Below are 23,217 nucleotides of genomic sequence, written 5' to 3'. Positions count from 1 at the left end.
TTTTATGATGAACCTAGATTTCCCATTCTATGATTTTTCTATTCAAAGGGATATGCCCCTTTATAGATAAGGTGGGCTATTCAACGTTAAATGACAAAGTACAGAGCTACCATTCTACTAACTTCAATTAACGATGTATAGCACGATATACGAATAGAACAAAATGCTGACGATTGATATTTTCATTTGGTTTAAATGTTCCATCTTCGTATCCCGTTGTGACTTTGCTATAAGCTAATGCATCGATATAAGGATATGCCCAATGATTTGTTGGAACATCTTTAAATTTTGTTGATTTACTTTCTGAACCATGCAATTCAAAGGCAATCGCTAAAATTTTCGCCATTTGTGCACGCGTCAGCTTACCTTTAGGATCAAAAGTGCCATCGTTTTTGCCGCTCACTAATCCGTAGTTTGCTGCCGCTGCAATTTCTTTGTAATAAGGATAATTCGTTGGAACGTCTTTGAAGTTCGGATTTTGAACATTTGTCGTATCTAATTTCAGAACTCTCGTTAAAATGACAGCTGCATGCTCCCGGGAAATATTTTCTGTCGGTCTAAATGTGCCATCACTGTACCCTGTGACGATATTGTTTTTTACGCTATAACTAATTTCATTGAAATAAGGGTGATTTGTAGGGACATCTTTAAAGATGACTTTCTCTTTTACTTTTACAGGAATTGAAACAGTCTTTGAACCTAACGTTGCAATAATTTTACCGCTACCTGCAGTCGTTGCTTTAAATTGTCCTGTAGAAGTAATGGTTCCGATATTTCCTTCTACCGACCATTTCACTTGATTTGCATTATAAATTAAATTTTTACCTTCCGCATCTTTTGCTTCAACTGAATAATTCTGCGTTGCACCAACGACTACTTCTTGTGCTCCTTTAATTGTCATTTGACTTGGTGCATCAACAATTGTCACTGGGAAAGATTGTACGACTTTTCCATTATACATAATGTAAATACGATCTTGTCCTGCTTTTGTTGTTGTAAATGTCGTACCACTAATCGTTAAAGTTCCATTTTGTGATGCTAGACTAATAGAATCAGGAGTAATTGGCAGCGGATTATAGTACTCGTCCAGTACATATTGTACGCTGACAGTGGAATTTGTTCCTTCCAACATCGTACCGACATTTGTACGAGTAAATTTCATTATTTTCGCCTCTCCAAGCGGTGCAGTGCTAATTGCTTCTAAAATCGCATGTACTGCACGTTGGGACCCACCTGATGGTTTATTCACGACAACTACATCATTGCTTCCATATTTACGCATTGCCATTGTTGTTGAACCGCCACCATCAAGGTTAATGGCCGTATCTACTCCTAAAGAAACTAGATAATCTGCAAGTTCTTTCATATTCATCCCTTTACTGTGGGACTGTCTTCCATCTACAGTAATGAAATGAACGGTTTTCTTATCTTTACTCACTGCTACAACTGTTCTAGGCGCTACTTCTCTTGCTCGGCTAGAAGCAGTGCTCATCATAATATACGGTTTACCATCGCGCACTAAAAAAGGCCCTGTCGCAACAATAAATTGTGCATCTTGCCATTTTGAGTCGATGGAAAAGTTCACATCAATTTGTTGACCAATTTGTAAACTAGACAACGTTTTACTTAAAGGTGAGCCGCCTTGGACAGATAGAATGAAACCATTTTTCGGAATAGGATGTTTTGATTCCCCATAAGGAGCGATTTCTTTCACTACCCCAGAAATCGTATCTCCGAAATATATTTCTCCGATTGGTGTATCTCCTTCAACAATAATGTCGAATCCATATTGATTATTATCTGTATAGCCTTTGTAATAGTTCGGTGTATAAACGATGACCTCATTGCCATTCCGAACACGGTCCATGCCAGTCAGTTGATACGATTGGCCATTTGTCGTCATCGTAATTTGAAAATCGAAATAATCGATAATGCCTTGTCCGTTTTTATCGATACCGAAAGCTGTTGGAACGTTCAAATATTGATCCGCACCTTCAGAGATCGCCCCACCGTTAATAATGCGATTATTTTTTGCAATTAAAAACAATGGAACCCCATCGCTCATATTGAAAAATGCAGCATTAATAGCTCCTACTACTCTATTACCATCTTTAGAGTCTCGATTTGCTATTGCCGTTACCGTTTCTCGCTTATTGTAAGCACTAGGTAAGCCAATATCTACTTTCGTAAATGAATCATTTAAATTAATTGATAGATGATTGATTACATTTGTTTTTGATGTTTTATATGTATATTGACTATACACCACTCCAGAAGACACTGGATATTGCTCATTGACTGATTGATTCGCTTGAGCAGGTGCCACAGTCCCAAACAAAAGCACAAAAGCAAATAATATTGAAATAATTTTCTTCATTTGATTTTGCTCAAAAAGAGCCCTCACCTTCCTTCCCCCCATACTTTCATTTCTTTTCCATTAAAACATATTAATCTATAAATATAAAAGGAAAAATACTAGAAAAATAAAATAATACTTTTTTCACTATTCACTACCGTCGCATAAATGATGTCTGAATTTTCAGTTTTATTTTTTCTGGACTTTAGAGAAAAAACGAAAACACCTAAGCGAGGGTAGTAAACATCCATTTTTTTACTATAACCTATGACTTGTGCAACAACGACTGGCAAACCTTTATGGGACGCCGTTTCCTTCGATTTTTCGTAACCAAATGTGAGCGGATTTCCACAAAGAAGCCTTCAAATAGCGACTAATTTGTAAGTAACTGCGTTCGCTATTCGTGTTCAACTGAGCTAAAACATTCAGACAGTACACTATCATGGCTACGTACACTTGATTATGTACAGCTTGTTCACTGTGACCAAAAAACTTTTTAATGTTCAGATGTTGTTTCATCCATTTGAAAAAAAGTTCGATTGCCCAACGTGATTGGTAGATTTCTGCAATTTCATCTGCGTCAATGTCAAACCGATTTGTCAGTAAATGAAGCTCATTTCCTTTTGTATCATGCAATTTGAGTAAGCGAAACACGTTTTCAGAACGATTTTGTGGTGTTCCAATGACAACCATTTCATCAGAGAATACGGGTGAATCTTCTGGTAACGAAAAGGATTCTAACACTCGGACAACAGCGTTTTTACGCAAACGGGTCACAAAGAAATAGCCATCTTCCGTCATTTGATCAAAGCGACCATAATCCAAGTAACCACGATCAAACACGTACATGCATTCTTTGTCATCCACGAATACTTCTAGTTGACCACGATCATGTTCGTTGGCATTCGTGAGTACGGCTTTATCTGGATAGGAGAGTCCTTTTTCCATAAAAACAAGTCGTAAGTGAAGCTTTACTCCTGATTTTGTTTTTCGAAACTCTGCCCACTGATGATTGGTCAAATTAAGCGGTAATGTACTCGAATCAATGATTTTCAAAGGCGTTGTCACTTTTCTTCTTGTTTGGAAATTGGTTTTCCGATGAATTTGTGCCACTAAATCGAGAAAAATCGTTTGAAAGAACTCAGTTGGGATGGTATTGATTCGTCTCCCTAACTGTGAAAAACTAATCGATTCCAATCCCGTTGCTCGTTGTAATTCTTCTAAAAAGACAGCGTCACTCAACGCCCGTAAACTCTCGGTTTCATGGAGTTGGGCATACAAAAGCAGTTTCATAAATGAAGCCATATAAAGCTTCTTGGTATAGTGATTTAATTGATGTGTTTTCACTAGGTCGTCAAATAATGGACGATTAATCGGTGAAAACCATTGTTCAAATGATGTTTTTCGTGTAAACTTATCCATAGTTTTGTCCTTTGTATTGGATTTGGATGGTTTACTACCACCCAACCATTATAAAGGCTTTTTTTGTGTTTGGATTATATTTCAGAAAATTCGGTTTATTTGAAGGTGTTAAATTATTTTAATGCGACGCTAGTGTTCACTATTATTATTATAAAATTCATATAATTGACCATTTATCCTATTAATAACTTAATAGAAATTTGTTAGTATGGGAGGTAGAGAAAGGAGAAGGTACTACATGAAGAAATTTCTATTAATGGCTTTTAGTATTTTGTTAGTTTTTTCGCTCTGTTCAACTGGCAAAGTACAGGCTGCAGACGATGTAACAGGCAACTATCATGAACGGGGATTACGATATTTAATTATGAAAGGGGCTTTAACGCCTGATGCGAATGGCAATTACAATCCAAACGCTACTGTAACACGCGGCCAATTCGCAGCGTTTATCTCCAGAGTAATCGGCTTACCAAAAGCGGAAGAAAATATTGATTTTAAGGACGTACCAACAAATAGTCCCTATTATCAAGATATTCAAAATGCCGCAGCATCAGGGATTATTACCGGATATGAAGACGGCACATTCAAACCGAATGATCCGATTACTCGCCAACATATGGCTGTCATGATTGAGCGAGCAATGAAACATTTAAAGATTCCTACGAGCACGGCGAAAGATTTGCAATTTAAAGATAAACATCAAATTTATAAAGAATATTATTCTGCGGTTGCAACAGGTGCAGAAAAGGGAATTATTCAAGGTTCCACAATGCCTGATGGCGTGTATTTTTATCCATTAAAAAATACGCCGGTATCACAAGCTGCAACGTTCATCATTCGGATGATGGAGGTAGCTGGTAATCAAGAAGCGATAAACTTTGGACCATATGAATTAAAAGATATTCAGGGTGGACAACTCGTTTCTACAAAAATTACTTCTTTTGATTATGACACTGTATTGAAAAACGTTTCAAAAGACACTCATGTTATTACAAAAAATAACAACATCATCTACATGAAGCCGGGTTCTGGTTTCGTCGTTGCAAAATCTTACACGGTTTTAGACTCTGAAACGGTAAAAGATAAGATTAGCGTAGCTTCAGAAACAGAAATGCAATATCTTCAATCTGAAGGCAACCGTGTGAAAGTGAATTTAGCAGGACAAGTTGGATATGTGGATGCAAACACTGTATCATTAATTCCTTTCTCCTTATCAAAAGGTCGCCACTATTACTTAAACGTTGGCGGAGAAATGAAACACGTCCTAGTAGATCACAAAACAGGAAACGATAAAGCAAGCTATATTTATGGAAAAGCACCAAGCCAAATGAAACCTGGGGTAAAATACTACAGCTGGGACGGCATTAATTTCTACAATGGTGGGGAAAAGTTTACATATTACAATTATTACCAATTCCTACCTGTTCACTCAAAAACACAGTATTCAACTGAAGAAATCGACAAGTACATTCAATACGCATTAGCAGAGCGAGAAAAAGCTGGCGGCCGTTATGTTGATGCTTCTAAGAAAAGTAAATTGATAGGATTAGGTAAACAGTTGAAAGCCATTGAAGAAGACTACGGGATTAATGCGATGATGATACTTGCCCTTGCAATGCACGAAAGCGACATGGGGATGAGTGATTACGCGCAGCAATACAACAACTTATTCGGTTTGTATGTGTATGACACTGATCCATTAAAGGTGAAATTCGATTCTCCTGAAGCAAGCATTCGTGAACTGATGGAAAAATTCTGGTGGAAAAACTACATTCCTGCAAATGCACCATTCGCTCACGGTCCTGTATTCGGAACAAAACGAATCGGATTTAATGTGAAATACGCATCCGATCCTTATTGGGGTGCCAAAGCAGCTGGCCACTACTACCGTGCAGATAAATATTTAGGATTTAAAGATGCAAATAACGCATATACAATCGGATTAACCAATATTGAAGGACTAAATGTTCGTTCTGTAGCTACATTAAATAACAACACGCCAATTTATCGATACAGCCGGACAAATATTCCAGTCATTGTTACAAGCACAAATCTTGCAGCAAACGGTTGGTATGAAATCATTCCAGACAGCCGTGACCATAAAGTCGCCTACGTAAGCTCACAATACGTTATCATCTTGGATACTGTTAAATAGAAGTAAGGATAGGATTGCTTCGAAATTAAAAAAGTGAAATCGACATAAACGAGTCGATTTCACTTTTTTATCTTTGGCTATTATTTTACCTAGATTGACTATTATCTCGGCCGAGTTGGCTATTATCTCTTTGAATTTGACTATTATCTCATCTCTGCTGGAGCAAATTTTCGGCTTTGGCTATTATTTTACCTAAATTGACTATTATCTCGGCCGAGTTGGCTATTATCCCTTTGAATTTGACTATTATCTCATCTCTGCTGGAGCAAATTTTCGGCTTTGGCTATTATTTTACCTAAATTGACTATTATCTCGGCCGAGTTGGCTATTATCCCTTTGATTTTGACTATTATCTCATCTCTGCTGGAGCAAATTTTTGGCTTTGGCTATTATTTTACCTAGATTGACTATTATCTCGGCCGAGTTGGCTATTATCCCTTTGAATTTGACTATTATCTCATCTCTGCTGGAGCGAATTTTTGGCTTTGGCTATTATTTTACCTAGATTGACTATTATTTCGGTCGAGTTGGCTATTATCCCTTTGATTTTGACTATTATTTCATTTCTGCTGGAGCAAATTTTTGGCTTTGGCTATTATTTTACCTAGATTGACTATTATCTCGGCCGAGTTGACTATTATCGCTTGGGTTTTGACTATTATCTCATCTCTGCTGGAGCGAATTTTCGGCTTTGGCTATTATTTTCCCTAGATTGACTATTATCTCGGCCGAGTTGGCTATTATCCCTTTGATTTTGACTATTATCTCATCTCTGCTGGAGCAAATTTTTGGCTTTGGCTATTATTTTCCCTAGATTGACTATTATCTCGGCCGAGTTGGCTATTATCTCTTTGAATTTGACTATTATCTCATCTCTGCTGGAGCAAATTTTTGGCTTTGGCTATTATTTTCCCTAGATTGACTATTATCTCGGCCGAGTTGGCTATTATCCCTTTGATTTTGACTATTATCTCATCTCTGCTGGAGCGAATTTTCGGCTTTGGCTATTATTTTCCCTAGATTGACTATTATCTCGGCCGAGTTGACTATTATCTCTTTGATTTTGACTATTATCCTTTATTTGCTGGAGCGAATTTTTGGCTTTGGCTATTATTTTCCCTAGATTGACTATTATCTCGGCCGAGTTGACTATTATCTCTTTGATTTTGACTATTATCCTTTTTTTGCTGGAGCAAATTTTTGGCTTTGGCTATTATTTTCCCTAGATTGACTATTATCTCGGCCGAGTTGACTATTATCTTATTGGATTTGACTATTATCTCATCTCTGCTGGAGCAAATTTTCGGCTTTGGCTATTATTTTCTCTAGATTGACTATTATCTCGGCCGAGTTGACTATTATCTCTTTGATTTTGACTATTATCCTTTTTTTGCTGGAGCAAATTTTTGGCTTTGGCTATTATTTTCCCTAGATTGACTATTATCTCGGCCGAGTTGACTATTATCTTATTGGATTTGACTATTATCTCATCTCTGCTGGAGCGAATTTTCGGCTTTGGCTATTATTTTCCCTAGATTGACTATTATCTCGGCCGAGTTGGCTATTATCCCTTTGATTTTGACTATTATCTCATCTCTGCTGGAGCGAATTTTTGGCTTTGGCTATTATTTTCCCTAGATTGACTATTATCTCGGCCGAGTTGACTATTATCCCTTTGATTTTGACTATTATCTCATCTCTGCTGGAGCAAATTTTTGGCTTTGGCTATTATTTTACCTAGATTGACTATTATCCCTTTGAATTTGACTATTATCTTATCTTTACTAAAGTGATTTCTCGGTTTTTACTTACAATTTTTTCTTATTTAGATCCACTCCATATATCTATTCGGAATTCGTTCAATCGTGTGGTTAGCTCATTTGCTGGAATAGAAAAACATCTTAATCCTTTTATTTACATCTAACTCGAGTGGATAAACGTCTTCCTTATGTAGATATATCCCCTGCTCGGGCAGATCCCCCTTCTCATGTGTAGATTAATCCCCTACTCGTTCGAATAAACTCCCTACTTGTGCAGATAATCTCCTAACTCGTTCGAATAAACTCCTTACTTGTGCAGATAATCCCCTACTCGTTCGAATAAACTCCCTACTTGTGCAGATAATCTCCTAACTCGTTCGAATAAACTCCCTACTTGTGCAGATAATCTCCTAACTCGTTCGAATAAACTCCCTACTTGTGCAGATAATCTCCTAACTCGTTCGAATAAACTCCCTACTTGTGCAGATAATCTCCTAACTCGTTCGAATAAACTCCCTACTTGTGCAGATAATCTCCTAACTCGTTCGAATAAACTCCCTACTTGTGCAGATAATCCCCTACTAGTTCGAATAAGCTCCCTACTTGTGCAGATAATCTCCTAACTCGTTCGAATAAACTCCCTACTTGTGCAGATAATCTCCTAACTCGTTCGCATTAACTCCCTACTTTTGCAAATTATCACGTTACTCGTGCGGATAGCTCCTCATGCTGCATATAATCCCTACCTTTATCTTGTCAGCTTATCCAACCAACAATCCGTGCAATTAAAAAACACCCTTTGAATGAATCGCTTCATTCAAAAGGTGTCAATACACTCAAAACACGTGTATAAATCTATTCGTCCATAAACTGCCTAAAGCTATAACATTACCCGATCCTTATCAGTCTTGCTAATTGCTGAAGCAAGGATTACGAAGCCTAGCATTAAGATGAAAATTAAATCTAGTAACCCTGTATGAATGGTTACGGTAAATAAAGTTAATACAAAAGCGTATGCAATTGTGTGGAAGCTTTTTACGCCTGCTTGTTTCACCTTATTATAAAGCATTGATACAAGTGCACCATAAAGCAAGAAGCCAATAATTACAAGTATATAGCCTCCATCTAAATACAATTGTCCAATGAATGTTGGTGTTGTCGTTCTACCAGGACGAGTAATATACTTCCCTTCCTCAACACTTAGCGAGTTCACTACTTCTGTAACTTGCATACGAGGGGAAATTTGTTCTCCTGGTAATACTGTACTAAAAATGCCTTTATGGATTTCTCCACCGAGATACCCTTCTTCTTCGGTATACTCAATAATTTTACTTAACACAATATGACCTGTAACCATTTCACCATTTAAAGCTAAAATCCATTTTGGTGTCGCATTTACTCTGTCTTCAGCAGTTAATAACTTCTCTAATTCATCTTCCTCTAAATGCTCGCGATCTGGTTGTTCCCGCGTATTGAATTCTTTTGATGTGTCTTCCATTACAACTCGGAAAAATCCAAATAAAGCAAATGAAATTGCAACGACTGTAAGAAACGTAAGGAACCAAGTGAGCTTAACTCGCTTCACCACATAATGGAATACGATAATGCCTGTAAATAACATTAACGCTAATGGTGTTCTATATCCCATTAATAAAAATAGGAACATCACTACACCATATAACCCAGCATAAACGAATGCTTTTTTCATTGTCATGTTTTTTTCTTTAATCATTTTATAAGAAAGGAGCAACAATACCCCGTACCATAACAAATGGCTGAAGAAATTTAATTTCGGGTCTAAATTTCGACGTACAGATTCATCAGAAAGCCCGATCATCCCTTGAGCAATCATCAACACGTACGCCACTAAACCGATTGCAGTTAAGAAGACAATAAAATGAACAATAAATTTACTTAACTTAGACAGCCCGAACGTTGGCAATGTCCAATTTTTTCGGTCAGCAATATATACACCTATGTAATAACAAAGAACGGACAAAATGACTGCCGGCCAAATCGATTTTCTAACATTAAATAAATCAAATCGCCAGAAGTCAAATAAACTAATGACAAAATAAGCCATTAAAATAAAAGGTAAAAAGAAATATGGCGAAAAAGTATCTATTTTATTTATATTCTTTACGGTTGCTTCTATCCTATCTTTCATAAACCATTGCGAACATCGAATGCAATTGGATGCTCTTCATTTCCCTCTCTTCATTATGTATTTTTTTCGACAAATCAAAGGCTATTATAGCACAATAAAGTGCTTGATTCATTTCTATCAAAAAATAAGTAGATTTCAATGCATTAACAAATTTCAGATAGCTCACTAGTCCCTCATCTACATTCATGCATTTTACATTAGATGAAATCGATTCGCAAATGTATTTTCGATAGATGCGCTTGGTAACTAATGGGTAGGAATAAATTATGGCAAATAGGAAGTATTATGTTTAAATAATAATTCCTGTCTGCCACAACATTTTCTCTTCTAACTTTCTAATTTCAGTATGGCTGAGCTTGAAACAATTATGAAAAGCAAACGATGCAAAATTTATTCATTTTTTAGATAAACATTCATATTTCGGTCATTATACGCTAAAACTACGTAATCTGGTTGAATTTCCAACAAATATTCAATTAGCGGCTTATCAAAATAGCGTAAATCAATCACCGTCAACTGACGGAAATGAGAAGCCACATGAAATTGAATTGGATTAAAATAAGAATCTTTAATCACTACAAGATGCTTGTCCACTTGGGATTTTTCATTAAAAATATTCAATTCTAAAAAGTCGCGACTATATCCCTCGCTATAGTTGACTGGCCTTAATTCGTCAAACCCCTTTGCCACTCCATAAATTTGCTCTACATCCACTTGAAATTCTCTCGTAGTCGTTCTCTCATAAATCGTTAATATCTCTGAAAAATCAATTGGCTCATTGTAACAAATTTGATCATCATGCTCTACCGTCATCGCCAAAATTTTATTCCAAGAACCTAAAAATTCATTTTTCAGACATACATTATTGTTTTCATCATATGGCATTGGGGATAAAGACCCATCTATTCTTTCGTTTAACGTTCGAATCAATGCTTCATAAGCTGCATATGCTCCTCTCATCGTCCAATGATGATCTGTTTTAAAATACATTTCTTCGAACGAAATAGTATTGTCTATGTAATCTATTAAACGAACTTCATCTACATTTTGTTCCTTCAATAATTCATGAACTTTTTGATTTCTTACTTGTCCAACATCTTCTGGCATATAGTCAGGAGCTTTCAAAATATATGTGGCTTTTGCAGGAAAGGAATAATAAGTAAAAGGTATGCCCGCTGCTGTCAATTCATTGGAAATGTCCGTTAATTCATTGACAAAATTTCTAATCGATTCATCTTCCATTTCCACTACTGGTTTAGCAGCAATCCAACCATCTTCTTCCACATAATATTTATCATTAAAATAGACTTTCCCAGTAAATTTTTGTAATAAAATATAATTTTTTAGCCATTCGTCTCGCTTTGGAAACTGATCTGTAAAATACTCCTCAAGATGTTTCGAATATTCGCCTGAAAAGATTTGTTCCATTGTTGGCTGTTTATTTAGCACCGTCAAATTGCGGTTTTCCATTTCAGATACTTTTTGATCCGGAATGAAGGCATGCCAGACAAACACGCCAAATATAACGATGAAGAAACTAATGGGCAACAGCAATTCTAATTTTTTCATCTTATCACCTAGCATCTATGCATTAATAAACAAGCTTACAAGCAACGATTAGAATCTGAAATAAATGAACGGATTATGTGTTGAATTCACTAAAAACATTGTAACAATCGCAACGATGATTAAATAATACACTGTCTGTACGAGTCGTAGTGAAATATAAAAACCGCTGTTTTCCTCGGCCTTTTGTTCACTCCATTTTAAATACCATTGATAAATCGGCATTGAGAAGATGATTCCAAGTACAAAATAAATCGTATAATCATTCAAAAACAACAATGTTTGATAATCATACAAAGGAACATCATTTAAAAAGAACATTGTTTGAATGTACTCAAAAGAATAAGCAAAATCATCTGCACGGAAAAATACCCAACCGACCATTACGATCAGTAGCACATATACATGGCGGAACACTCTTGGAATTTTGTCTAACCATTTCAATAAAAACCACTTTTCTAAGCAAATTAATACTCCGTAATAAAATCCCCAAGCCATGAATGTCCAGCTGGCACCGTGCCAAAATCCTGTTAATGTCCATACGACTAATAAATTTCGATACACTTTCCACTGGGCATCGACGCGGCTTCCACCTAACGGGAAGTAGACATAATCTCTAAACCAATGGCTTAACGAAATATGCCATCTGCGCCAAAATTCTGTTATCGTTTGACTAATATATGGATAATTGAAGTTTTCCAAAAACTTAAATCCAAAAATGCGAGCTAACCCGATCGCCATATCGCTGTATCCAGAGAAATCAAAATAAATTTGTAGCGTATAAGCAATGATTCCAATCCAAGCTGTCCCTGTCGTTAAGCTGTCACCTGAGAGTGCGAAACATTGGTCTGCAACAGCGCCCATTGGATTGGCGATTAACACCTTTTTCGCTAACCCTTGAATAAACCTGCGGGTACCAATCATGACATCTTCATTTTGTATAATTCTGTGCTTAATTTGATCAGCAATCGTTTGATAACGTACAATTGGACCCGCTACAAGCTGAGGGAATAAAGAAATAAATAGAGATAAATCAATTAAATTTCGCTGAGCTTTTACTTCTTGTCTGTATACGTCAATAATGTAGCTCATCGCTTGGAACGTGTAGAAAGAGATTCCAATCGGAAGAGGAACTTCCTCAAATGCAATGTCTACATGGAATAAATCTTCCCATATCCCAACAAAAAAGCCCGCATATTTGTAATAACCTAAAATCGCAATATTAATAACGAGCGTCAGAATCAACAAACGCTTCTTCTTAGCTGAAGGTGGCGTCTTATCAATGACAATCCCCATCACATAATTCACCAGTATGGAGATGAGCATTAAAAAGACGTACCTAGGTTCGCCCCACGCATAGAAAATCAAGCTCGCAATCAATAACAATATGTTGCGAAAACTTTTTGGGAATATGAAATATGCAATGATTATCAAAGGTAAAAATAAATATAAAAACACTAAACTACTGAAAACCATGGTATTACCCCAATACTTATAAAATAGTGTTTAGTTTTTTCGTTGAAATTCGTCATAACCTATTGACTTATGTCAAAAATCTCTACTTTGTTCATTGTAAACTAAAGTCTTCATCAGTGCTATCTTTAATTATATAGGTTGGTGTTTAAAGAAAAAATCAGCAAGAAAATTCCTGCTGATCTTTAATTACTATAATAATGAACGATTCCTTGATAAATAGCGTTTCCAAATACTTCTTGATAATTGCTATTTACAAGTTTTGAAAGGTCCTCATTATTTGTGATAAAACCTAATTCTACTAATACAGAAGGAAAAACGGAATGTCGAATTACATAATAGTCTGCTCGTTTTACTCCTCGATTTTGCATATTCGCTTGCTTTACAATTTCGTTATTAATATTGGTTGCAAGAGCGCGATCTTCTAATTCGTTATCATTCGCTGAAATACTATAATAAGTTTCCGTTCCTTTAGCGCTGGAACTTGACGCTGAATTTACATGAATGCTGACGAACATTTCGGCATAGTGTTTATGAGCAAAATCTACTCGATCTTGCAATGTAGGATATGTATCTCCTTCGCGCGTCATATAAACAATTGCACCATCATTTTCTAACTTCCGCTTCACAACATTGGCAACAGCTAAGGCTATGCGTTTTTCTGCGTATTTCCCTTTTACTGTACCCGGATCTTTTCCTCCATGGCCTGGGTCAAGGACAATAATGCGATTTTTTACTTTAGAACCGCTTTGGCTTAACAATTTTAAATAGGTTTTATGTACATATCCAATAGAACCTTGGTAGTTTACTTTCGCCCACCAACCATCAATCGAAATGACATATATTTCATCTCCACGATTCAATTTTCCAATTATCTCGGAACGATCATTCGCTTCACTTCTAACATTTAAATTATTTACTGTTGCCCGACCAATCGTATCTGTTTTTTCTGGAGCTGTTTGATGTTGGCATGGATTTTGAGCGTTGACAGGTTTTACGGTTAAACGGAATTGCTTGTCCATTGCCCGCGCAACAAATAAAGAAAATTGCATTCTTGTTAAATAACTATCTGGGTTAAATTTTCCTTTACTTCCTTGAGAAATACCATTGTAGTATAGGGCATTAATATATTTAAAATACGGATGATCCGAAGTAATATCGCAGAATGGTGATGGATAAGAAGCATATTCTTCTAAATCTAATTTGAAAGCAGTTGCCACAACTTTACTCATTTCTCCTCGAGTAAGTGGTGTGTGCGGTTTAAATCGTTTATCCGGTACCTCGTTAAATAAACCTAGACTCATTGCCCTTTCAACATATCCAGACAATTCCGGTTCTGTTTTTGGATCAATGTCGATAAAGGAAGATTGTGTTACTTTCAATGGTTTATAACCTGCACCTAATACAACCATTTTTGCAGCTTGTCCACGGGTAACATGTTGATATAATTTGAACACTCGTGTCCCATTTTCTGAATACCCTTCAATGATGCCCCTATCTTCCAAATAGTTGATTTGATGAAATGCTTCATGGGTTGAAGGGACGTCTGCAAATCTCTGGCTTGCATATGCCTCTGAACTGAATATAGCAAATATTGCAATGGCTAAAAATGAAAATAGAATACTCGTTTTTTTCAAAGACATTCCTTTTGTTCTCCTCCCTCCAATTAGTCCAAAATGTTATCCACTATTACCATTGATAACATTTTTTTGATGAAATTTAAAGTAATCACTCCATTTTTTTGGAATAAAAAATAGATTATTAGTATTTTTTAATAAAAATTTTCTCTCGCTTTAGCGGTCTATTTCTTCTTTATTGCACAATATTTCTTAAAAAAATACTTAATAAACAAATTTCTGCACTGCTTCAATAAAAGAGAAGAATTTCAAAACCAATTAAAGTTCTTCTCTTTTCTAGCAATGCAGAACCACTCAAAAATTATTTACTAACCGCACGCTGTATAAAAGTCTCTAACTGTGTAAGTGTCACATAGTCATTCGGTCCATATAAGCCATTTCCTTTTCCAATCGTAATACCATGTTGAGCTAAAATTGTAATATAGTCATATGCCCAATGATTTTGATCCACATCACGGAATTGCACAGTGTTTTTTCCAATTGGTTTTAAATTGAAGGCAACTGTTAGAACCTTCGCCATTTGTGCGCGAGTAATTGGGGAATTCGGATTGAATTTTCCTTGCTCATTCCCTTCAAAAATTCTCAATTTATTTAGGGCTGTTGCGGCTCCTGCTACATAATCTGTCGACTTTACATCGATAAATGGAGAGTTCGTATCGGAAGTATCAAGCCCTAGTCCTTCTGCCAATCGAAGAGCTACTTTCCCGCGAGAGGCATAAAAGCCCAAATCAACCGATGCATTTTTCACTTCAGAAGCTTGTTGCTTCGAAAAATCGATTACTCGTTTTGCACCAACATAGCGATTTTTCCAGTAGCTATTATCCAATGAAGCAATGCTTACCCCTTTACTTGAAGAAGCGTTAATAAATTGATTGTTTCCTATATAAATCCCTACATGGGAAACACCTTGCCCTGATGTATTAAAGAATACTAAGTCTCCTATTTGTAAATGTTGCTTTGAAACGGCTGTCCCTTGTGCAAATTGTCCAGCAGATGTTCGATTTAATTGGTACCCCAAATCAGCAAATACTTTTTGCGTGAATCCGGAGCAATCAAAACCACTTGTTGTAGTGCCGCCCCAAGCATACGGTACGCCTATGTATTGTTTAGCTGTTGAAACCAATTCTTGTGATGTTGCAGCTTCTGCATCAATCAAAGGAGATGTAAAAATCATGAAAGATGCAAATACTGGAATTAACCACTTTTTTTCACTGTCAATTCCTCCTTCAATTTCCTCTGTTCGCAATCTATTTCGAGCCTACCATAAATCCTGTCCCTGTGATTTTTCATTTATGTAACGTTTTATATTTCGTTATTGCAGAAATAAATCGATTAAAAAAGAAAAATTTATCATTAAAGAGAAAATTGTTATTTATGAGTATCATTTGTAATATGGGTGTAATATTTATTTGATACTAACCGGAAAAAATACAGGATAATGTTGGATTTTTATTAAAAATAAGGGTTGAATTCCAAATAATACGGTTGTCTAGAAATATAAAAAAGCGAATTGGAAAACACATCGTTTTTCTCAATTCGCTTTCATGTATTTCTAACGTAAGCCCAATTATTATTTTTGATAATACTCTACAATTCCTTTATAAATTGAATCACCAAAGATTTCGACATATTCATGATCTGTCAATTTTGCACGGTCTTCAGAATTTGTAATAAATCCTAATTCTACTAACACGGAAGGAAGAATCATATTGCGAATTACATAGTAATCTTGCTTTTTCACACCGCGATCTTTCATATCTGCATTTTTCACAATTTGATTGTTAATGGCTTTTGCCAATGTTTCATCTTCTTCAATATTCACGTTACCCGCAACGCTATAGTACGTTTCAGTACCTTTTGCACTCTCATTTGAAGCAGAGTTTACGTGTATACTCACAAACACTTCCGCGTAATTATTAAGCGCAATTTTCACGCGATCTTCTAACGTCGGGTACGTATCTCCCGTTCTAGTCATAATAACTTTTGCACCATCGGCTTCCAATTTATTTTTTACAACCGTTGCTACTTTTAATGTAATTTCTTTTTCCACCGCACCGTTGCTTGTTGCACCAGGGTCTTTGCCGCCATGGCCTGCATCAATGACAATCACACGGTCTTTTACGGGACTTCCTTTCTGGTTGATTAATTTCAAATATGTTTTATGCACAAAGCCTTTTTTTCCATTTGCCGTCGTAATATTTGCCCAGTTTCCGCTAATCGAATGAACAGCCACTACATCTCCATTATTTAATGTTCCAAGAGAATTAGAAGCAGCATCTGCTTTCTCTCGAATATTTAATGCATTCGTTGTAACACGACCAATTGTGTTAGTCGTATAAGTAGGTGTTTCAACAACTGGGTCTTTATCTACAGGATTTTTCACAGGCGGCGTTTCTACTGGATCTTTTACAGGCGGATCAACAGGCTTCTCCACAACCGGTTGTTTCGTAGCAGAAGCTCGAACGTATCCAGGAACTCCATCTTTTTCTGTTAAATACCATTCACCTACTGTTTTATAAACCGGTATTTGCTCGTCAGCGTTAAAAGAACCTATCACTTTTGAATTGGTATTGCTAGATTTATAAACATTCACTTTTCCAACTGCAATCACATGTTTCTGCACTTTTCCGAGAGGTTGTCCAGCCTCATCCACTACTTGAGCGTAATCTCTTGAAATATAGGCATATTGATCTTTATACATCACTTTAAACCAACCCGGTTGAATTTCAAATAAAGGGAGTTTAGTTCCTTTATTGATTTGGCCAATTCGATTGGCGTTTGTTGATGTATCGGTTGAAGTGCGGACATTTAAGTAATCAACTGTCGCCGCCACTGTTCCAATAGCATCTTTTTCATTCGGAACTTGCACGCCTTGCACTGGTAATTCTAATCGATATTTTTCCTCTTTCGCTCGGGCAATAAAGGAAGCAAATTGTCCACGTGTAACGGAAGATTCCGGCATAAATACGCGTTCTTTACCGGAAGGACTCCCTTTCGTAATACCGTTGTAATAAATTGCAGAAATGTATTTGTAATAAGGATGTTTCGGACTGATATCTTTAAAAGGTACCGTTAAGTTTGCGTACTTCTCCACATCTAATTGAAAGGCAGTTGCTAAAACTTTCGCCATTTCTTGGCGAGTTAAGTTAACGTAAGGACCAAATTCTCCATTTTTAAAAGCTGAAAAATATCCTTCTTTTACTGCTCTTTCCACATAACCTGAAAGTTCTGTCCCTGTTTGTACATCTTTAAAAGAAGATTGTTTTACTTTCAACGGTTGCAACCCGGAAGAAATCACTACCATTTTGGCAGCCTGTCCTCTCGTAACTGGTTGATGTGGTTTATAGTACGTTCCATTTTTCGTTTCATACCCTTTAATAGCACCTAAGTTAATTAAATATTGGATTTCTTCATAGGCATCATAAGATGGTGGAACATCGACAAACTGAACTTTTGCACTAGTTGTATGTATATTGAATAAAGATAAACAAAGTATAAAACCTATTAATAAACTTATTTTTTTTAAAGACAACACATTTCCCGCCCTTCTAAGATAGTATTTTTATTCTATCAAAAGAATTATTTTCATTCATCAGTCTTTTCTACCTGTTTCCCTAAATTTATCCTTATATAATCTATTAACGATTCTGGAATGAAGAAGTTCTCGCTGAATGATAAAAAAAGAGAGGTTCGTTAAACCTCTCTACTTATAAATTTATTTAATTTCCTACAAGAAAAGTTGGTAGCTAATATGGATTATTGTGCATTTTTAATACGTTCAATGAAAGTGTCCAAGTGTTCGAAAGTTGCGTATTCGTCTACTCCAAATGTTCCGTCTTCTCTACCAGTCGCAATGCCATTGGAAGCTAAAATAGCTACATATTCGTATGCCCAATGTTCTTTAGAAACATCAGCAAATGTTGTTGGTTCACCTTTTAATTCTAAACCGTACGCAATCACTAATGCTTTTGCCAGTTGGCCACGAGTGATTGGTGAACCTGGGTTAAATTTTCCATTTGAATCTCCAGTAAAGATATTTAATTTATTTAAGGCCGTTGTTGCACCAGCATATTTAGATTCTGGTTTCACATCAATAAATGGTGAATTTTGATCAGTTGTATCTAAGTTTAATGCTTCAGCAAGTCGGATTGCAGCTTCACCGCGGGATACAACAATGCTAAAATCGATTGCAGCTTCTTTTACTTCCACTTTTGCTTGTTCAGCTTGAATTTTTTCCACATCTTCAGTTGTAAATTCCGCAACACGTCTTGCACCAACATAACGGGAGCCCCAGTAGTACGGATCGTTTAGACTATCGATTTCCACTCCGCCAGATGTAGTAGCGGAAATGAACTTGTTATCCCCCAAATAAATTCCGACGTGGGAAACTCCTTTGCCTGAAGTATTGAAAAATACCAAATCTCCAGGTTGTAAATCGCTTTTGGAGACAGCTGTGCCTTGTGTGTATTGTTCTTTGGAAGTGCGCTTTAATGAAATGCCTAATTGGGAAAATACATATCTTGTATATCCTGAACAATCGATCCCTGTTTTAATATTCGTCCCACCATATTTATATGGCGCTCCTATGTACTGCTTCGCTGTATTTGTTAATTCATCCACTGTTGCTGCTTGTGCTGTGCTGTTTGCACCGAAACCTGATACAAGCATGAATGATGCGAAAATTGGCAATAACCATTTCTTTTTCACGAACACTTGGCCCCTTTCAAATCGAACATTGCTAAATCCGTTACTCTAAAACCTCACAGTTAATAGACTATCATAGAATGGTCTCTAGTAATTTTTCAATTGTGTAACTTTTTTGGCACATAAAAGAAAGTGCCGAAATCCTTACCTTTAAAGGAAATTCGACACTTCTAATAGAAAATTTATGAAATTGTTCGTATAGTTTTTGTAATATTCCTGTAATAAAAGATACTAGTTTATTACAGTTATTTACTAGAAAACAATTGAACCCAATAGTAGTTTCCTTGGGAATCCTGCTTGATTCCGACACCTATATTCGTATAATTTTCTTTTAAAATATTTTCCCTATGTTTCTCAGACGCCATCCATGCATTAACAACATCTTTTGGTTGATCAAAATTACGTGCAATATTTTCACCAAATCTCGTAAATTCATAGTCAAAGAGTGTCGCCATATCCCAAGGATGCCCGTAATAAGGAGAGAAATGATCAAAATATTTTCTCTGTATCATATCCTGTGCCTTAATAATCGCCAATTGAGTGAGTGCTAAATCTTGTTTCAAAGGAGGGACTCCAACTTTTTTACGTTCTTCATTTACTAAATCAATCACTTCATTTGTCCAATTCACTGCACTATTGACCGTAGAAATATAGTGTTTCGACAAATAGTCATAAGCTAACTGATAAGATTTTATTTTATTTTGAAATTCAATGCCTCTATAAACGAGAACTGCCAACTGTGCTCTTGTTACATACTGATTAGGTGAAAAAGTAGTAGGTGTTGTACCTTCGATGATTCCTACATCTGCTAGCGATTCTATATAATCTCTAGCCCAGTAATCCTTTTTGTAATCTTTAAATGAAGTTTTATTCACATGGTCCACTTGAACACCATAACTAAGAGCCAACATTTTAGCGATTTGTGCTCTTCTTAGCGGTTTTTCCGGACGAAAATGCTCACTATTTTGAACAATCCCTAGTTCTGCGAGCTTGCAGATTTCTTGATAATATTGATGGCTGGGTGATAAATCTTTTGCGTTTAATTCAAAATCCGTTTCGAGGGGAATTTCTAACGATCTCGCTATAACACTAGCCGCTTCCGCTCGAGTTGCATACTGATTCGGTTTAAAGGTGCCATCTTGATAACCATCCATGTATCCTTTTTCCTTTAGTGTCAAAATTGGTGTTGCAGCCCAAAAAGAACTGCTTATATCTTGAAAGGGAGTTTGCATTTCTGTTGAATTAACACTCTCTTCTCCACCCATTGCATGAACTCTATTATGTAAAAAACCCCCATTTAAAAATAATATGATAGCGGCGGTTATTATGATTGTGTTACGTTTCATATATTCTCTCTCCACTTCAATAAAACTAAAATAACTACCTTTTTTTATGTATTCTCTATTTTTATAAAAATTACCTTTTATTTTCAAAAAGTTCATGATTTGTTAATAGAGAAATATGTTTTGATAAAAAAGTATTACGATCTCAACATCAAAGGTATCAGATAAATTTTCTATTAATATCTTCAATAAAGTTAGGTAATCGTTTAAAAAGCATTATCTCGAGCAAAAGTCCCAAGATAATGCTTTACTTTGAAATATTATTCAACGCTAATAACTTGGAATCCTAGCCCATCCGTTGCTTCAAGAGCTCTTTTAATAAAAGTTGCCAATTGCCCTCGAGTTAGTGGAGAAAAAGGACGAAATGTTTCAGGAGTTGTGCCTGTTGTAATTTTATAATCAATCAACGTTTGAATATATTGTCTCGTTTCTAGATCATTGATGACATTGACATCTTTAAATGGTGTCGTTGTTTTATTCGATACTTGCAAGCCAAAACCTAATGTCACCATTTTTGCAATTTGCGAACGTTTTAACGTATTAGATGGACGAAATGTGCCATCTTGATAGCCTTGTATGATTCCTTTTTGGCTCAGCGCAGCAATAGCACCATAGTATTTGCTTGCTTTAGGTACATCAATAAATCCAGGATCTGCCACGTTCACTGTATCTAAATGTAATGCCTTGGCAATAAATAAAGCCGCTTCTTGTCTTGTTGCTTGTTTATAAGGTTCATATGTTGTCGCGCTCGTTCCTTCAACGATACCTTCGTTAATAAGGATTACAATCGATTCATAATGGGCATCTTTAACAGATACATCAATAAAAGGATTCTCCGCTGCATTGGCTGAAGTTGGAATGTAAATTGCAGCTACGATACCAAAGATGACAACGGATATCCAAAATTTCCATAGTTTCATGTGGATATTTTCCCCCCTATCCTACTCTCTTCAACCATTGTAACCCAAATTATGGTAGGTTTCTATAATAACTATTGACAGAAGGAATATAGGGAGTATTTTTTCGATAACACAATGGACCGAACAGAAAACCATTTGTCTCCATTCGGCCCCTCTATTTGGACTTTCCCTGCTATGTCCATCTATGAAGTTTAAGTATTAGTTGTTGGTTGGTAGCCTTTGAACTAATACTTAATAGCAAAAGTTAGTAGAGTTTCTCTTAAGAGTTCAAAGGGATTGTTATTCCACAATCTCAACAGGAATCGCTTCTGTTGCTTCGATTGTTTTATCTTTTAAATCTTTTATATCTGTTGTATTTAAAAGTTGGATTGAGATTGTATCATCTGCTTCGATAGTGAAATCTTCCAATTTGATGATGACTTTAGCAGCTTTTTCTCCTTCACCTTTGTTGGCATCAATTTCTAATGGAGTAGTTAATGACTTGCCATTGATGAGCACTTCAAAGTCATTTTTTGCATTTTCGCCATTTAATAATTTGATTTCTTCAGAATAAGTAATTTCAAGTTCTTTTGTTGTTTTATTAAACTTAGCTGAAATTACTGTAGGCGCTTCATTTGTGATTTCTTCAAATTTTACAGTTTTCTTAAATTCAGAAACGAATTGGTTTTCTTTTGTACCTTTTACTTTTTTCGGTTCGATTACAATTTCATATTCACCATTGAACAACGTTTGATTTGTGATTGTTAACGTTTTTCCATCTTCACTTAATGTAAATGTTAATGAATCAGGTGTTGTTGCATCTTCTTTTGCAATCACTTTTACTTGTTGTAGATTTTCTTGTGTATTATTAATTGGTTCATTAAATATTACTTCAATCGTTGAAGCTGTAGTGGCAGTCGCAGAGACAACTTTTAATTCATCTTGTTCAGAAACTTGAATTGTGCGATATAGGAATGAAGCGAATTGTCCGCGTGTTACCGTTTCGTTCGGTCTGAATTTTTCAACAACGGAAATTCCTAAGTCACGCAACGCTTGTACTGCTTCTCTTCTATTGTTATCGTTATAAACTTCATCCATGTCAACTACTGTTACATCATCAATCTCTTCAGCTAATTCGATTAATGATACACCAAACATTGCTTCATATGCACGATTTAAAGTTAAAGCCATTTGCGAACGGTCCATATTGTTCATGTGCATTAATTTGTTATCTGAACCAAGAAATACGCCATGATCTTTTACTAAAGCTGCGTATTTTACTAACTCTTCGTCTGCAAAGTCCACTGGCAAATCCTTGAAGCGTTGTACTGTATCCCAATCTTCTGGTATTTCTTTGCCTTGTTCTTCAAGCCAGCGACCCAACAATTTTACAACATCGCTGCGTTTCAACGTTTTATACGGTTTGTATGTACCATCTGGGTAACCTTTGATGATTCCCATTTCTGTTAAAGCATCGATTGCTTCTTTATGAGTATTATCTTCTACATCAGTAAAAGTTGCCGCTGATACAGCTGGAACGATTGCAGAAGCTACTAATGTCGCCGTAGCTGCCGATGCGAAAAATTTTTTATAATTCATCAACTACTACCCTCCAAGAAAATATCATTTTTTTATCATTTTTCTTTGTAAAACGATGCTGATTTCTATCAACAAAATCTAGTATATTAATATTATTTATTTTCGTCAAAGGTAATATTTAGTTGCTAAATATTAGTAT

General features: G+C 35.9%; 13 protein-coding genes. 1 reads left to right on the top strand and 12 read right to left on the bottom strand.

Annotated elements, in window-relative coordinates; translation table 11 throughout:
* Window positions 1-127 precede the first annotated feature (127 nt).
* Window positions 128-2,404 (bottom strand): S-layer homology domain-containing protein, encoded by a 2,277-nt coding sequence (locus UtA1_RS06275; protein ID WP_172597840.1) that lies wholly within the window; start codon window positions 2,402-2,404, stop codon window positions 128-130.
* A gap of 249 nt (window positions 2,405-2,653) precedes the next feature.
* Window positions 2,654-3,778, bottom strand: a complete 1,125-nt coding sequence (locus tag UtA1_RS06270; RefSeq protein ID WP_096550405.1) for an IS4 family transposase — start codon at window positions 3,776-3,778, stop codon at window positions 2,654-2,656.
* Between the two features lie 238 nt (window positions 3,779-4,016).
* On the opposite strand from UtA1_RS06270, the gene UtA1_RS06265 reads away from it, so the two are divergent.
* Window positions 4,017-5,930: an S-layer homology domain-containing protein gene (locus UtA1_RS06265; protein WP_096550404.1), complete on the top strand. Its 1,914-nt coding sequence runs from the start codon at window positions 4,017-4,019 to the stop codon at window positions 5,928-5,930.
* A gap of 2,640 nt (window positions 5,931-8,570) precedes the next feature.
* Here the strand turns inward: UtA1_RS06265 and UtA1_RS06260 are convergent.
* The 10 genes from UtA1_RS06260 to UtA1_RS06215 all read right to left on the bottom strand — a co-directional run bounded on the left by UtA1_RS06260 (window position 8,571) and on the right by UtA1_RS06215 (window position 23,078).
* Window positions 8,571-9,857, bottom strand: coding sequence for an oligosaccharide repeat unit polymerase (locus UtA1_RS06260; protein WP_096550403.1), 1,287 nt, complete (start codon window positions 9,855-9,857; stop codon window positions 8,571-8,573).
* A 390-nt stretch (window positions 9,858-10,247) separates the two neighbouring features.
* A complete protein-coding gene (locus tag UtA1_RS06255) occupies window positions 10,248-11,426 on the bottom strand; it encodes a DHHW family protein (protein WP_172597839.1) in 1,179 nt (392 codons plus the stop codon).
* Between the two features lie 48 nt (window positions 11,427-11,474).
* Window positions 11,475-12,899: an MBOAT family O-acyltransferase gene (locus tag UtA1_RS06250; RefSeq protein WP_096550401.1), complete on the bottom strand. Its 1,425-nt coding sequence runs from the start codon at window positions 12,897-12,899 to the stop codon at window positions 11,475-11,477.
* Window positions 12,900-13,081: 182 nt separating this feature from the next.
* Window positions 13,082-14,539: an N-acetylmuramoyl-L-alanine amidase gene (locus UtA1_RS06245; protein WP_096550400.1), complete on the bottom strand. Its 1,458-nt coding sequence runs from the start codon at window positions 14,537-14,539 to the stop codon at window positions 13,082-13,084.
* 295 nt (window positions 14,540-14,834) lie between these two features.
* Window positions 14,835-15,707, bottom strand: a complete 873-nt coding sequence (locus UtA1_RS06240) for a C40 family peptidase (protein ID WP_096552431.1) — start codon at window positions 15,705-15,707, stop codon at window positions 14,835-14,837.
* 396 nt (window positions 15,708-16,103) lie between these two features.
* Window positions 16,104-18,068, bottom strand: a complete 1,965-nt coding sequence (locus UtA1_RS06235; RefSeq protein ID WP_408647326.1) for an N-acetylmuramoyl-L-alanine amidase — start codon at window positions 18,066-18,068, stop codon at window positions 16,104-16,106.
* A 221-nt stretch (window positions 18,069-18,289) separates the two neighbouring features.
* A complete protein-coding gene (locus tag UtA1_RS06230) occupies window positions 18,290-19,240 on the bottom strand; it encodes a C40 family peptidase (protein ID WP_096550399.1) in 951 nt (316 codons plus the stop codon).
* 242 nt (window positions 19,241-19,482) lie between these two features.
* A complete protein-coding gene (locus UtA1_RS06225) occupies window positions 19,483-20,583 on the bottom strand; it encodes a CAP and S-layer homology domain-containing protein (RefSeq protein ID WP_096550398.1) in 1,101 nt (366 codons plus the stop codon).
* A gap of 257 nt (window positions 20,584-20,840) precedes the next feature.
* Window positions 20,841-21,500, bottom strand: a complete 660-nt coding sequence (locus UtA1_RS06220) for an S-layer homology domain-containing protein (protein WP_096550397.1) — start codon at window positions 21,498-21,500, stop codon at window positions 20,841-20,843.
* A gap of 279 nt (window positions 21,501-21,779) precedes the next feature.
* On the bottom strand, window positions 21,780-23,078 hold the full coding sequence (locus UtA1_RS06215; RefSeq protein ID WP_096550396.1) for an S-layer homology domain-containing protein: 1,299 nt from the start codon (window positions 23,076-23,078) through the stop codon (window positions 21,780-21,782).
* Window positions 23,079-23,217 lie beyond the last annotated feature (139 nt).

The organism is Ureibacillus thermosphaericus (genome assembly GCF_002370195.2).
In the GTDB taxonomy this organism is placed as follows: domain Bacteria; phylum Bacillota; class Bacilli; order Bacillales_A; family Planococcaceae; genus Ureibacillus; species Ureibacillus thermosphaericus.
This window is presented reverse-complemented; position numbering and strand designations above follow the sequence as displayed.